Raw genomic sequence first — 13,656 nt, forward strand, 5'->3', positions numbered from 1 at the left:
AGGACCTGGACGACCACTTGAAGCTATATAAAATGCCTCTTTTAAAACACGTGCCAAATCTTTAGCATCTGTTACAAGGTAGTTGTGTTTTGTACATGAACGACTTATTCCAACAGCATCTATCTCTTGAAAAGCATCTGTTCCAATTAAACTCATAGGAACTTGACCACTAATTACAACGAGTGGAATAGAGTCCATATATGCATCAGCTAGTCCAGTTACAGCATTTGTAAATCCTGGACCACTAGTAATCATCGCAACACCAACTTTTCCACTCGCTTTTGAGTAGCCCTCCGCAGCATGCACCGCAGCTTGTTCATGTCTAGTGAGTATATGTTGAAAGTTTTTTTGTTTATAAATCTCGTCGTAGACATTCATAATTGCCCCGCCAGGGTAGCCAAAAACTGTATCTACCCCTTCTGCAATTAAAGCTTCAATGACTATCTGGGCGCCACTAATCTGCATGAAAAGTCTCCTATATTAAAAAATTCTCCAATTATATAAAAAATGAACTATATCTGAGTTTAAAAATGGGATATAAAAAAATTAAAAAGCTACTAACTTTTACTTTGTAATTATTTTGTGATAACAAAAGTAGAAATAAATTATAACAAAAACACATTTTAAGGAGTTTTTTATATAAAGTTTTGTTATACTGTCAACATCACAAAAATAAGGATGACAAATGATAGTATCAAAAACAACCGCTCCGTTTCTAGCTTTATTGCTAGTAAGCTCGGCATATGCGATAGAAAATGTCAAAGTGACTGGTGAAGCAAAATACTGGTATCAAACAACAGTAAAAGATATATCTGGGCAACCTTCTGGTAAATTCTTTCAACGAGAGAGTAGTGTTGGGGTTGCTGCAGCAGAGCTAGGGGTTAGCGCTGATCTGCTTGAGGGGTTAAAGGGTAAAGTTAGTGTTATGGCACTAGATAGTCTTGGGTTAGAGAAGAGTTTTGTAAAAGATATATCATCAGCTGGGGCTGGAGTTGAAGATAATGGTTATTATAGAACGCAAGTTTGGATTACAGAAGCAAATCTTGACTATAAAATAGGAAACACTTCTGCAATTGTTGGTCGCCAAGCACTTAACACACCACTTCTTTTTACAGAGAGATGGAATGCTTCGTATAATACATTTGATGCAGCTGTTTTAATGAATAGTGATATTCCATATACAACTCTTGTTGCAGCATATGTTCACCAGCATAATGGTGGCGCAAGTGCAGGCAACGCTACTGCAACTAATTTTCCAAGTACTACTATGCACAATGGAAGCTATTATGGATTTGGTAGTACATACAACTCTACTACAAAAGAAGTTACAGATGAAAAAAATAGAGCTTATGCTTTTGGTGCAATTGTAAAACCTGTTAAAGATTTAGCGATGAATCTATGGTATTACGACATTAACTCTATGTTTAACGCTTACTGGATTGATGCTGAGTATAAGATCTCTGGTATGTTCTTTGGAATCCAAAACAGTGGAATTGATGTTGCAACTGCTGGTGTTGATAACGCAATGGTTACGGCTGCAAAAGTTGGCTATACACTGGATAAATTGACTCTTGATGTAGCTTACTCTACAACAGCCACAGGTAACACTGGTACAGCTATAATAACAAATGCTGCAACAGGAGATAAGTCAAAAGTATATACACAGTCTGTTTTTCAAGATGGTGCTGTAGTTGGTTCTCGTGATACTGATGTTTGGAGAGCTGGAGCTGCCTATCAATTTGATGGCTTTAAAATTAGTACATCATACCAAGATGTAAGACAAGCAACAAAAGATGGAACAGAAGTTGATATCATAGCTACTGCAAAAGTTGCTCAATATGTAAATTTAACTGGAATGTATATTCATCAAGATGTTGATGAGAAGACAGCAACAGACTTTAAAAACGATGCTTTTCGTTTAATAGCTTCTGTTAAGTTTTAATATATAGTAGTACGCCTAACTCTAAAAAACTCTCCTACAAGTCTAAGAGAGTTAGAGCGTATGTGTCTTTTAATATAAAAGACCTTTATCTGGGTGAACTTCATCGCCCATGATTACAGCTTTATCATCGTTTACACTACTCTCTGCGCTTAATGTTGCCGCCATGCTTAACATTAAAAGCAGAGTTGAAATAACTATTTTCATAAAACACTTCCTATTTTAAAGTTTCATTTTATAAATTTAATTATCAAGTTATTGATATCTAAAATTACAAATGTGATAAAATAATAACAAGATTAAGTTTATTTATTATAAATTTTGTAGATTAATAATAAAAACTTATCTGAAGTGTACAAAAAGTAACAGTTTAATCATAAAATGACATCAACAGCCATGGATGGTCTCCATTTATTTATGTCCCCATATACTTGTGAATCTATATTTAATTTTGACTCTGGATGCTCTGCTTGAAATAGTAAAAAAAGCTCTTTTATCTCTTGTGTTAATCCATAGTATAGTAGATAATTTCTTATTCCATTTTCTACTACTTTTTGATCTGTCTTATTATTTATCGCATTTTTTATTTGCACTAGATGTAAAATAGAGAAGATAGTTGCTATGGAGCTATTTTTACTTCTTACTTTCATATATTCATTTATAGTTTTTTTAAGGTTTTCCACATCATTCTCTTTAGCATATAAACTAGCTTTAACAAAGGCATCATCCCACTGTTGTTGGAGCTTTCTACCATCTTCTGTATCTTTCAGTGATGGGGATATATCTAATAGGCCATAAGCTAAAAGAGTGTTTTGCGCTTCAATGGCATTGAAAAATTTATGTCTGCTCTGTATATCTGCTATAACTTCTTTTGCTTCATCTTTAAAATCATCAAAGTCTAACAAAATACGAAATACTTTTATGGCCTCATGTGTATCACCACTATTAAGTAGCATTTGTGCTCTCATATACAGAGAATCAGAATATCTAATCAATGCATCATACTCTGGATAATCTTTTAAAAATGGGTTTTGTTTTATAAGTTCAAAGGACATTTTAAACTCTTTTTGACTTATAGAAGTTTTAAATCTGGCATAAACTCTTGTGTTTAAAACAACTTCTTGGATGATTGTTGTTTTTTCGTTTATCCCTCTATATGGCAATAAAATTTCTTGTGCTACATGGCTTAGTTTTGCATCAAGAAGATATTTTTTTGCAAGTGCTAATGTTTTTTTCCACTCTAGCTCCATATTTATATAAGCTTTTGTCTCCTTATATACAGGATGCACATTTGCTAAGGCATACGCAAGAGCGAGTTTTTTATGTTTTATGAGTACTAAAAATTTATCATACTCCAAGAACTCTTCGATAAGTTTCTGTGCAAATTGACGTTTAGAAGGTATTGAGCTAAATCCATCAAAGAGCTTAATCGCGCCTACTTTATCACTGTTTTCTAGAAGTTCTTTGGCATCTTTTATAGTTTTCTCCCATAAGGCATCAAATGCCATGGAAGCTTTTGTATATTTTAATATAGGATTCTTCTCTATATATGCAAGCATAAGATCATATTTTTTATCTTCAATGAGCTTATTAAGACTCTCTTCGTCTTGAAAAATATTATAAAAAAGAAGCTCTCCATTTTCTGTAGCAACTATTAGCTCATTTGTCTCTTCATTAAAATTTAGTGCTGTTATCGCATGATCAAACTTTATATATCTTCTTGAGATAAGCTTATAGCTGTTTAGGTCATACACTAAAACATAACCAAGCTTTGTACCAAAAAAGATAAAATTATTTTTATATCCAATAACAATATTAGTAATATCATCATGTAAATCCGTGAATTTTGTGATAACTTTTAAAGTATTTATATCGGATATATAAGCATTGTTTTTTTTATCAAAACTAAAAAGTCTGTTATTGTTTAAAAATTGTACTTTAAGAACAGGAGCAGGATGGACTTTTAACTTTCCCTTTGGCAACATCATAGCTAGATTAAAAATAGAGATATTTCTATCATAACTTGCAGTAGCAACCAAATTGCCATCGCTACTAAAAGCGATATCATTAACTACATCAAGGTGTCTTGGAAGGGTAAGAGCTAACTCTGCGCTTTTAATATCAACTCCAAATACACCACCATCATCACCACAAGAGAACATATATCTATCTTTTGGATCAATTCCAACACAAGAGACATCACCTTGGTGTCTATCTACGGTTGCCACTATTTTTTTATTTTTTAAGTCACATAGTTTTGACTCTTTTGCTTCTTGAGTTATAAAAGCTAAATAAGCAGCATCTGAGCTTAGAGAGACTACTTTAGTAGAGTATCTTTGATGTAAAACTGACATTTTATACTCATCTTTAATGTTTAGAGTTTCTATGTCTAAATGTTTAATAGTAGTAAAAGAATCAACACTAAGAAGCGTTTTTGAATCTAATATTTGTAAATATATTACAGCTTCTTCAAAACTACTTCTTTTTATAGGTGTCATATTTTAATCTCTTATGTAATTTTCTTCTTTTAGCACTCTATGTATCTCTTGCTGATGCTCTTCACCTTTTGTTTCTACATGTACCATAACATTTGCATCACCATAATCAAGCGATATAGAAGTTCTATCGTAAGCGATATGAACAATATTTGCATTTAACTCTTGAAGTATCTGAGTAAAACGCATAAGTGAGCCTGGTTTATCTACAAGAGTAACAGTTAGCTTCATTTTTCTGCCAGATTTTAGTAATCCTTTTTCTATAATAACAGACAGAAGTGTTACGTCCATATTTCCGCCACTTAAAACAATTGCAATTTTTTTACCCCTTAAGTGAGAGAGTTTTTCATGCATAAGTGCTGCAACTCCAACAGCTCCAGCGCCCTCTACAACTAACTTTTGTTTCTCAAGTAAAAATAAAATAGCACTTGCAATCTCTTCTTCATCTACACTGATATATCTATCAACACTCTCTAGCATGTAGCCAAGAGTTATAGCAGAAGTGTCACGAACCGCAATACCATCGGCAATAGTTCTCACACTAAGAGTGTCTATTGGTGTTTTTAAATCGTAAGAGTTTTTGAGTGCTGGTGCACCCTTAGCACTTACGGCAATAACTTCTATCTTAGGATTTACACTCTTTATTGCACATGCCATACCAGATATAAGTCCGCCTCCACCCGCTGGTATTACCACCGCGTCAAGGTCTTGGCACTCATCTAAAATATCAAGCGCCAATGTGCCCTGCCCGGCAATAACCTCTTCATCTTCAAAAGGATGAACAAATGTCAGTGAGTTTTTCTTTGCGTATTTTAGTGCATGAGCATATGCTTCATCATAATTTGCACCATGCAATATAACCTCTGCGCCATAATGTTTAACACCATCAACCTTTGTTAGAGGCGTTGCTTCTGGCATCACGATAACTGCTTTTATCTTAAATATAGATGCAGAGAGTGCAACTCCTTGCGCATGATTTCCTGCACTTGCAGCTATAACACCACATGCTCTTTGCTCATCACTTAGAGTCGCTATCTTGTTATATGCGCCTCTAATTTTAAAAGCTCCAGTAACTTGTAGGTTTTCTTCTTTTAAATAAACTTCACATCCACTCTCTTTACTGAGATGTGGTGCATAAGAGAACGGAGTATCAACAATGACATCTTTAATCCGTTCTCTAGCTTCATAGATTTTTTTTACATCAAACAAAAAAAGCCCCTAACTAAGCGCGCGATGTTCTACCATCGAGCACATATTTTGCACAACTCTCATACCAAACTCTTTGGCTTTTGCAGCAGCGGCATTGTTTACTATCTCTTTTTGCGCCCAAAAGATTTTTACATCGCCACGCTCTATGCAATCATTTGCGACATTATCAAGCTCTTTTGGCTTTCTAAATATATTTACCATATCAATTTCAAACGGAATCTCTAAGAGTGAGCGATAAACCTTCTCCCCTAAAATAGTCTCCTCTTTTGGATAGATAGGAACTATCTTAAATCCCTGCGATTGAAGGTACTTTGCAACTCTGTGGCTTGCTTTACTATCATCTGGAGAGAGCCCAACAACAGCAATAGTCTTAGCCATCTTAAATATCTCTTGTATCTCGTCTTTATTTGAATTAATTGTTGGAAATTCGCACTCCATGGTAAAACCTTTTTACTTTTTTATGACGATTATAGCGAAAAAGAGCATAATTTTTAAGCGGTATTATTCTAAAAAAGTTCTAAAACTTCTTTATTTTCACTTATGTACTTTAGCTATAATTCGCTTCCATATTTAAGGATACAATTACCAATGAGCGAAAAAAGCATCAAAGAAACTAAAAAATATTACGACTACGTCAGCGTAGGTAACCGAACCAAGCAAGCAGCATATTTTGTGCAACAACATGATAAAAATAGAATGTTTGAAGATCTCCTAAAAACTATTCCTAACATGCAAATCCTCGTTCTTGTAAAGAGTAAAAGAAATGCGGATGAGCTTATGGAGTATCTTAAGGAAAAAGAGATTAAGTCTATCTCAGTTCACGGAAATCATAGAGAAACTCAAATAGAAGATGCACAACGTGCGTTTAATTCTAAAGAGACAACAATCCTTATAACTACAAGTAGAATTTTAGAAACATTAAAACTTGAGAGTATTCATGCAGTTGTAAATTACGACCTTCCATTGGATGCGCCTGATTATTTTAAAACTCTACTTTTAGTTGATGAAATCGGCAAATCAATCTCGCTCATAGACCCAGAAGATGAGGGGATGTTAGCTACAATTGAGCTAATGATGAAGTGTGAGATGAGTGAAGTTGAGATGGAAAATTTTGAGCACACAACCCGCGAAACAATAACTTCAAAAGATAGAACAAAAAAACCACGTCATAAAAAAGTAGAACAACGAGCAAAGAAAAAAGCTGACATGAAATCTAAATGGGTGCCAGCTAAATAAAAGAGTCGCAGACTATTCTAGTAAAATCTTCTCTTGCCCGATTCTATAAAGAGCAAAATCATACTTTAGTGGGTCACTTCTATCAAACTCTTTTAACATCTCTGTTAACTCGATAGCGGCTTGTAAGTCGTAACTTTTTCTACTTAGTAATCCTAGTTTTTTTGATACATTAAAGGTATGTGTGTCTAGTGGAATTATAAGGTCACTCTTATCAACTCCGCTCCATAAACCCATGTCTATGTTATCCTCTCGTACCATCCATCTAAGGTACATCATCCATCTCTTTAGTGCGCCTGAGCCTTTTGTCTTTAGAGTAATTTGTGAGATTAGAAAGTTATATCCCATGGATGAGTGTGGATATATATCTTGAAGTGCTTTTATAAGTGCGTTTATGCCCTCAACAGTATCTCTGTTTTTATCATATCCACTTTTAAAAACATCTCTTAGTGTGCTTTTTTCATTTAGTCTTTTAAGCGCTATAAAAAGTGCTGAGACATCTTCACTTTTTTGAAATCTATAGTAGTGGCCCTTTAGAGCCTCTTTTATCTCTTCATCACTTTTTTGTAAAAGTGTAAAATCAAGAGAGTTTAAAAACTTCACTATCTGCTTAACGTTTCCATACGCAAATAGTGCGCAAATAAGCGAGATAGTTGGGTCTTTATACTTGTGTGCAACCATGATTGGGTCAAGTCGCTCTTCGCAAATCTCGCCCTCGCAGTTTCTCTTTAGAACTTCTGCGTCTAGTTTTTCTTTAATGTAGATGATAGAGTTTTTTTCGCTCACTTGAACCTGCTATGTTTAATTGTTTTCTATATTTTGCAATAGTGCGGCGCACCATTTGCACTTTAAATTTATCTTGGATAAGCTCTAAGAGCTTCATATCGCTTAATGGTTTTTTTCTATTTTCATTTTTTACTAGGTTTACTACAAACTCTTTTATAGCGGCATTTGAGACATCTTCATCTATGGCTGTTGTAAAGAACTCTTTCATAGCATAAACACCTCTATCACACGCTATATATTTGTTTGCAATAGCTCTTGATATGGTGGATGGATTGTGTCCAAACTCATCTGCCAAAGTCTTAAGCGTCAATGGCATAATAGCGCCACCTGTAAAAAACTCATACTGGTACTCAACTATCATAAGCCCTACTTTGTAAAGCGTTGCTTTTCTCATATCTAGCGCATCTACCAAGCTTTTAGCCTCTTTGATTTTCTGCGAGATATAGTCATGTTCTACTGAGTAGTTCGTGTCAATGGTTATGGTTGGGTAATAAGCATCATTTAGTTTTACCTCGATTGAATCATCTTCATTGAAAAATATCATCAAATCAGGGATAACTTGCGCTGATTCTTCAAGATACTCGATAGCAGGAGGGTTTTTAAATGTTGTAAGCACCCGCATAACCTCACAGAAGCCTACTTCATTTGAATAATCATAAATATTTGTCAAATCTTTTATAACTTTTATAGCTAGAGGATAGACTTCATCACTTACATCAGAACTATCTAGCTGAAATAAAAATGATTCTGAGAGATTTTTAGCACATATTCCTACTGGCTCAACGTTAGCAAAGCGCAGGCGTATCTTTTCAAACTCGTCTATAGTTATATTGTTATTTGTACAAAATTCTTCGCTCTCTCCCTCGTAGTAACCATTTTCATCAAGATTACAAACTACAAAAGAGGCTATTTTTTGCGAGATTGGAGTTGGGAAAAGCGGAGCTTCTAGCTGCTCATCTAAGACATCATAAAGTGATTTTTTGACAAAAGTAAGTGCTTCTATCTGCTCAGTTCTTGTGTTTGCAACAGAGCTATTGACTATTCGCTTAGGTATCAACTTCTCAAAGCTATCTTCAAACCCAGAACTTACTTCTATAATAGGATTTGCATCGATAAAAGGAGACATAGCCTCGCCCAAATCGCTTAGACTAGAGTGTAAAATAGGCAACCAATTACGTAGAGTATTTGATAGTTTGTGCTTATTTTCTACGCCTTGCGTCTGCCTTAGTTGTGCCATGGTGCTATAAGCTTCTTAAAGCTTAAACTCCTCGCCTAGATAATGCGTTCTAACATCAGCATTTTGCCCTATCTCATCACTTGTTCCACTTGCAAGAAGCGAGCCTGATTTTATAACATAGGCTCTATCGCAAACATCAAGCGTTTCACGAACATTATGATCAGTTATCAAAATCCCTATCCCATAAGATGCAAGTTGTTTTATAACCGTCTGTATATCCATAACTGCTATTGGGTCAACTCCAGCAAAAGGCTCATCAAGAAGTAGAAATTTAGGCTCATTTACAAGTGCGCGAGCTATCTCAACACGGCGACGCTCTCCACCACTAAGACTTACGCCTTTGCGGTAGCGAATTGGCTCGATGTTAAACATATCAAGAAGCTCTAGTATTCTCTTCTCTTGTGCATCTTTATCTTTTATTTTTACCTCTGCAGCTATTAAAAGGTTATCTTCAACGCTCAAGTCTTTAAAGATAGATGCCTCTTGAGGTAGATAGCCTATCCCTTTTAGAGCTCTCTCATGAAGTGGCATTCCAGAGAGGTTTTCATCATCAAAAAATACCTCTCCACCACTTGCTTCTACAAGTCCACAAATCATATAAAAAGTAGTCGTTTTACCAGCGCCATTTGGCCCTAAAAGCCCTACAACCTCGCCACTTTTAACCTCTAGGCTCATGCCTTTTACTATCTCTAAATTTTTTATATTCTTTTTTAAATTCACTGCTTTTAATATATGCATACTTTATACCCTCTTTTGTTATTAGGAATTTTTTCTATATCTACACTCATCACATCAATCCCTGCTTCACTTAAAATTTTAATAAGCCTCTCATCACCCCACTCTACAAAGTGAATACCATCTCTCTCTAGCTCTTCTAACATCCCCAAAGATATAAAATGCTCTAATCCATGGTTATACATATCGTAGTGAAATATGTTTTTGGAGTAAGTGTGTTGTAGTGAGAAAGTAGGTGAAGTAACCTCTTCATCACTTCCCAAATATAGAGCCATTTTTTTTACAAATGTTGTTTTTCCAGCTGCTAAGTCACCGCGCAAGATAACTACACCGCTTTTAAACTCTTTAGCTATATCTTTAACAATAGTATCTATTTCATCAAGAGCGAGTGTGTATGTTTTCATAATTTATTTGATATCTCAATGATTTGTTTTAACTTTTCTTTGGCTTTTCCTGTTTTTATAGCATTTTGTGCCATCTCTAAGCCATCTTGAATATCACGAGCCAAGCCATCAACTACCAAAGCAGAGGCTGTATTTAACATAACTATATCTCTTTGTGCATCAGTTGCTCTACTATCAAAAATATTGTAAAGTATCTGAGAGTTTTCTTTTGCATCTCCACCAACAATTGCCGCTAATGGAGCTTTTTTTATACCGTATTGTTGCGGGTCAATTATAAACTCATGCACAATTCCATCACGAAGCTCTGAGGCATAAGTGATGTCACTTATACTTATCTCATCCATCCCCTCAGCAGAACTTACAACCATTGTAGAAGTAGCGCCATTTATACGAAGAGCCTCTGCTATTTTAGAGACAAATGATTTGTGAAAGACACCCAGAAGAGATTTTTTAGTCTGGGCTGGATTTGTTAGAGGCCCTAAAATATTAAAGATAGTCTTTTGCGGTATCTTTTTTCTAACTGGCATGATGAAGCCCATTGCAGGATGATGAGCTTGGGCAAACATAAAAGTAAATCCACTCTCTTCTAAGAGTTTTGCACTATCTTGTAGATTTAAATCAAGTCTAACGCCAAGCTCTTCAAACATATCAGCACTTCCAGATTTTGAAGTAACAGATCTGCTTCCATGCTTTGCTACCATGCTTCCACAAGATGCACAAAGAATCGCTACAGTTGATGAGATATTGAAACTTCCTATCTTATCTCCGCCTGTTCCAACTATATCAATAACCTTAGCGCGAAGTTCATCTGGTATTGGAAGTTTTATAGCAAAAGTCCTCATTACCTCTGCAGCAGCAGCGATAACCTCTGTTGGCGTCTGCTCATCGAGTTTTATACTTAGTAAAAACTCAAGCATCTCAGCATCATTCATCTCATGCATAAAAAGTGAGGTAAAAGCTTTTTTTGCTTCATCATATCTCATACGATTTCCTCTATATATTCGTTTTGTAAGCTCTTTGATGTTGATTTTGTAGTAGGAATTTTTAAAACTCTATATTTCTTTGAAGACTCAAGGTAGTTGATTGTAATTATTGAGCCAACTTCAATATTTTTACTAGCCTTTGCAACAGCATCACCAATCAAAACAACTCCATTTGCTATCATATCTTGCGAAACTGAGCGTCTTTTAGTAATATTTACCGCATTTAAAAATTTATCTATTCTCATTAAAAAGCATACCCTGATTTTTTTTGCATATTGTAGAGTAATAAAACTGAAAATAATGTAAGAAGTGGAACATTTTTTGCGTCAAAGTACTTTTTTATTTTTTTATGTATAATAAGAGATAATTTATAGAAAAATTTATAGTTGAGGCATATATGAACTACGATAAAAGAGAGATACTTAGAAAAGCCATTATTACAATTATTTTAATTATTATTATTTTACTTATGATTTTAGGAATACAAAGTTCTGATTTTTCCAAACTTAAAAAATATGATATCGAAGGAAAACCATCAAAGATTTCTTTTGGCTCTAGAAATAGCGTTATAGAGCTCTCTATAGTTAGTAAAAATGAGGTAAATTTAGGTGACTTTGTTTTTAATGTCTTGGGGGATAAAAAATTAATAGCAAATATCTCGGTTATACATAAACCAAAAACTGACATGGTTTCTTCTGATAGTGCTAAGCATGAATTTGTAAAAAAAGGAACGCTTCTTAGAGACGCTACAATCAATGCTATGCTTGAGAGTAGAAATTTTGAGATGAAAGTTGATAACGATAGAATAAAAGATAACATTAAAAATAAATTAAATAAAAACCTTGAAAATAGCACTGTTGAAGAGGTTTATTTTAATAAATTTATCATTCAATAACTTGATATACAAAAATATAAATTTATGCTATCATATTTTAACAGCACTAATAAGGCCTAATAATTGATAAAAATTCATCTTAACAAGAAAATTTTCTGGATTATCTCATTTTTTATAATTATCTCAAACACAATTTTAACCTTTTATACGTATCAGCAGATTGGTGATAATACTAAAACTAGAGTTTTATCAAGAGCTATTTCGCTTAAAGATTATTTTACCTCTATGTCTTATGTTTATCAACAACAATTTATAAATAGCGGTATAGACATAAATGAGTCAACAATAGGCTTTTTACCGGCACATGCTTCAACACTTATCAGTGATAAATTCTCAGAAATTTCAAAATATGACATAAGTATTAAAAATGTTACAAACAAACCTAGAAATCCAAAAAACATGGCTGATGATTTTGAGTTAAAAGCTATAGAATACTTTAAAAATAACCCAAAAATCAAATCAAAAATAGAGCAGACTAAAGAGAATGGTAAAGAAGTTTTTCACTATGTAACCCCACTCCTCATAGATGGCTATTGTATATCTTGTCATGGAAAAAAAGAGGATGCACCACTGTATATACAAAATAGATACGACTCCGCTTATAACTATGAGCTAAACGATGTAAGGGGAGTTACTAGTATTAAAATTCCTATAGAAGATATAGAAAAAGTTGCAATTAAAAACTTTTATAAAGCTGCTGCTTTTAATTGGTTTATTGTATTAATACTTCTTGTCATAATCTACTTTAGTGTTGAAAAACTAACTACTAAAGAAGTTAAGCAAAAGATACTTTTACAAGATGAAGTTAGAAAAAAAACTGTAGTTTTACAAGAACAAAACATACAGCTTGAAGTTGCAAATAAAAATCAAAAACAACTTTTCTCAATCCTTAGAACAGTGGCTAATTGTAATCAAGTACTAATCACAGCAAGAGATATAGATGAACTTATTCAAGGCACTGCTACATCTATATATTCAAATAGCGCTTTTTCAGCAGTAAAGATATTGGCTGTTGAAAATGACAAGCTTGTAGTTAAGGCTTTTATTGGGCTCGATTCAGAACCAACTATCCTTGATTATGAAAAAGTTGCATTTGAAAACAACAGCTTTATAAAGCTAAGCAGTTCTGATGATAATATCAATGAAGATTGTAGAGAGAAAATAAAAAATAGCAATATAGGCGAGATATACATAGCACCTCTTAGAAAAAATAGCCACTCCAACGAGGCAATTGGTGTTCTTAGCATATGCACGACAAAAACAGATGGCCTAAGTAAAGAGGAGCAAGATATGATAAATGAGCTCTCTGGGGATATAGGTTTTGCTATGAACTCATTTTATCAAAAAGATGCGATTAACCAACTCTCTTTTTATGATCCACTTACATATCTTGCAAATCAACAACTTTTTGAACATCATTTAGAGTTATCTCTTATACAAAGCGCTAAACACCTCCAATATGGTGCAATTTTATTTTTAGATTTTGATAATTTTAAAAACGTAAATGACATAGTAGACAAAAATTCAGTAGATGAGATTTTAAAAGAGATCTCTAAAAGACTAACCAAGAAAGCTAAGAGTGCTTCTCTTATAGCTAGACATAGCGGTGATAAGTTTTTAATTCTTTTAGAAAACATCTCTCAAGATGAGAGTCGTAGTGCTATGATAGTAAAAAACATTGCTCTGCAGATTCAAGAGATAACTAAAGAGCCATTTATTATAGATGAGAACTCTATATAT

15 protein-coding genes are annotated in these 13,656 nt (G+C 33.9%); 4 read left to right on the forward strand and 11 right to left on the reverse strand.

Annotation, left to right across the window (positions count from 1 at the left end; all coding sequences use genetic code 11):
- A partial coding sequence (locus PHI38_RS06365) for a thiamine pyrophosphate-binding protein (protein WP_299854007.1) occupies positions 1-465 on the reverse strand: 465 nt, incomplete at its 3' end.
- A gap of 220 nt (positions 466-685) precedes the next feature.
- Between PHI38_RS06365 and PHI38_RS06370 the strand changes: the two genes are divergently transcribed.
- The gene (locus PHI38_RS06370; protein ID WP_299854009.1) at positions 686-1,942 is read left to right on the forward strand and encodes a hypothetical protein; all 1,257 of its coding nucleotides are present in this window, start codon (positions 686-688) and stop codon (positions 1,940-1,942) included.
- 69 nt (positions 1,943-2,011) lie between these two features.
- On the opposite strand, the gene PHI38_RS06375 is transcribed toward PHI38_RS06370, so the two are convergent.
- From PHI38_RS06375 to PHI38_RS06390, 4 genes are all read right to left on the reverse strand, one after another.
- Positions 2,012-2,146 carry a hypothetical protein gene (locus PHI38_RS06375; protein ID WP_299854012.1) on the reverse strand — a complete coding sequence of 45 codons (135 nt, stop codon included), beginning with the start codon at positions 2,144-2,146 and terminating at the stop codon, positions 2,012-2,014.
- A 167-nt stretch (positions 2,147-2,313) separates the two neighbouring features.
- A complete protein-coding gene (locus PHI38_RS06380) occupies positions 2,314-4,437 on the reverse strand; it encodes a hypothetical protein (RefSeq protein ID WP_299854015.1) in 2,124 nt (707 codons plus the stop codon).
- Between the two features lie 3 nt (positions 4,438-4,440).
- The gene (gene ilvA, locus PHI38_RS06385) at positions 4,441-5,643 is read right to left on the reverse strand and encodes a threonine ammonia-lyase (protein WP_299854018.1); all 1,203 of its coding nucleotides are present in this window, start codon (positions 5,641-5,643) and stop codon (positions 4,441-4,443) included.
- A 9-nt stretch (positions 5,644-5,652) separates the two neighbouring features.
- A complete protein-coding gene (locus tag PHI38_RS06390; protein WP_299854021.1) occupies positions 5,653-6,081 on the reverse strand; it encodes a CoA-binding protein in 429 nt (142 codons plus the stop codon).
- Between the two features lie 150 nt (positions 6,082-6,231).
- Here PHI38_RS06390 and PHI38_RS06395 point away from each other — a divergent pair, with 150 nt between their 5' ends.
- Positions 6,232-6,879 (forward strand): helicase-related protein, encoded by a 648-nt coding sequence (locus tag PHI38_RS06395; protein WP_299854024.1) that lies wholly within the window; start codon positions 6,232-6,234, stop codon positions 6,877-6,879.
- Between the two features lie 12 nt (positions 6,880-6,891).
- Here PHI38_RS06395 and PHI38_RS06400 read toward each other — a convergent pair whose 3' ends face one another.
- From PHI38_RS06400 to PHI38_RS06425, 6 genes are read right to left on the reverse strand one after another with little or no spacing between them, the layout of a single operon-like run.
- On the reverse strand, positions 6,892-7,662 hold the full coding sequence (locus PHI38_RS06400) for a TIGR02757 family protein (RefSeq protein ID WP_299854028.1): 771 nt from the start codon (positions 7,660-7,662) through the stop codon (positions 6,892-6,894).
- Positions 7,631-8,899 carry an RNA polymerase factor sigma-54 gene (locus tag PHI38_RS06405; RefSeq protein ID WP_299854031.1) on the reverse strand — a complete coding sequence of 423 codons (1,269 nt, stop codon included), beginning with the start codon at positions 8,897-8,899 and terminating at the stop codon, positions 7,631-7,633. Before PHI38_RS06405 ends, PHI38_RS06400 begins: the two co-directional genes overlap by 32 nt.
- Positions 8,900-8,914: 15 nt before the next feature.
- Entirely contained in the window at positions 8,915-9,637 is a 723-nt protein-coding gene (lptB, locus tag PHI38_RS06410; RefSeq protein WP_299854032.1) for an LPS export ABC transporter ATP-binding protein, read from the reverse strand.
- A complete protein-coding gene (gene tsaE / locus PHI38_RS06415) occupies positions 9,625-10,038 on the reverse strand; it encodes a tRNA (adenosine(37)-N6)-threonylcarbamoyltransferase complex ATPase subunit type 1 TsaE (protein WP_299854035.1) in 414 nt (137 codons plus the stop codon). Before tsaE ends, lptB begins: the two co-directional genes overlap by 13 nt.
- Positions 10,035-11,021, reverse strand: a complete 987-nt coding sequence (gene trpD / locus PHI38_RS06420) for an anthranilate phosphoribosyltransferase (RefSeq protein ID WP_299854038.1) — start codon at positions 11,019-11,021, stop codon at positions 10,035-10,037. The genes tsaE and trpD overlap by 4 nt, the downstream gene beginning before the upstream one ends.
- On the reverse strand, positions 11,018-11,266 hold the full coding sequence (locus tag PHI38_RS06425) for a S4 domain-containing protein (RefSeq protein ID WP_299854040.1): 249 nt from the start codon (positions 11,264-11,266) through the stop codon (positions 11,018-11,020). Before PHI38_RS06425 ends, trpD begins: the two co-directional genes overlap by 4 nt.
- Positions 11,267-11,418: 152 nt before the next feature.
- Between PHI38_RS06425 and fliL the strand changes: the two genes are divergently transcribed.
- Both fliL and PHI38_RS06435 read left to right on the forward strand, forming a co-directional pair.
- Entirely contained in the window at positions 11,419-11,916 is a 498-nt protein-coding gene (fliL, locus tag PHI38_RS06430; protein ID WP_299854043.1) for a flagellar basal body-associated FliL family protein, read from the forward strand.
- Between the two features lie 63 nt (positions 11,917-11,979).
- On the forward strand, positions 11,980-13,656 hold a 1,677-nt coding region (locus tag PHI38_RS06435), incomplete at its 3' end, for a DUF3365 domain-containing protein (RefSeq protein ID WP_299854045.1).

Origin of the sequence: Sulfurimonas sp. (genome assembly GCF_028694895.1) — a bacterium.
Lineage (GTDB): Bacteria > Campylobacterota > Campylobacteria > Campylobacterales > Sulfurimonadaceae > Sulfurimonas.

Excerpts from the sequence above, each read along its gene's own strand:
- PHI38_RS06370 (WP_299854009.1), top strand. The coding sequence starts at position 686 with ATGATAGTATCAAAAACAACCGCTCCGTTTCTAGCTTTATTGCTAGTA.
- PHI38_RS06375 (WP_299854012.1), bottom strand. The coding sequence starts at position 2,146 with ATGAAAATAGTTATTTCAACTCTGCTTTTAATGTTAAGCATGGCGGCA.
- PHI38_RS06380 (WP_299854015.1), bottom strand. The coding sequence starts at position 4,437 with ATGACACCTATAAAAAGAAGTAGTTTTGAAGAAGCTGTAATATATTTA.
- PHI38_RS06390 (WP_299854021.1), bottom strand. The coding sequence starts at position 6,081 with ATGGAGTGCGAATTTCCAACAATTAATTCAAATAAAGACGAGATACAA.
- PHI38_RS06395 (WP_299854024.1), top strand. The coding sequence starts at position 6,232 with ATGAGCGAAAAAAGCATCAAAGAAACTAAAAAATATTACGACTACGTC.
- PHI38_RS06405 (WP_299854031.1), bottom strand. The coding sequence starts at position 8,899 with ATGGCACAACTAAGGCAGACGCAAGGCGTAGAAAATAAGCACAAACTA.
- lptB (WP_299854032.1), bottom strand. The coding sequence starts at position 9,637 with ATGCATATATTAAAAGCAGTGAATTTAAAAAAGAATATAAAAAATTTA.
- tsaE (WP_299854035.1), bottom strand. The coding sequence starts at position 10,038 with ATGAAAACATACACACTCGCTCTTGATGAAATAGATACTATTGTTAAA.
- trpD (WP_299854038.1), bottom strand. The coding sequence starts at position 11,021 with ATGAGATATGATGAAGCAAAAAAAGCTTTTACCTCACTTTTTATGCAT.
- PHI38_RS06425 (WP_299854040.1), bottom strand. The coding sequence starts at position 11,266 with ATGAGAATAGATAAATTTTTAAATGCGGTAAATATTACTAAAAGACGC.
- fliL (WP_299854043.1), top strand. The coding sequence starts at position 11,419 with ATGAACTACGATAAAAGAGAGATACTTAGAAAAGCCATTATTACAATT.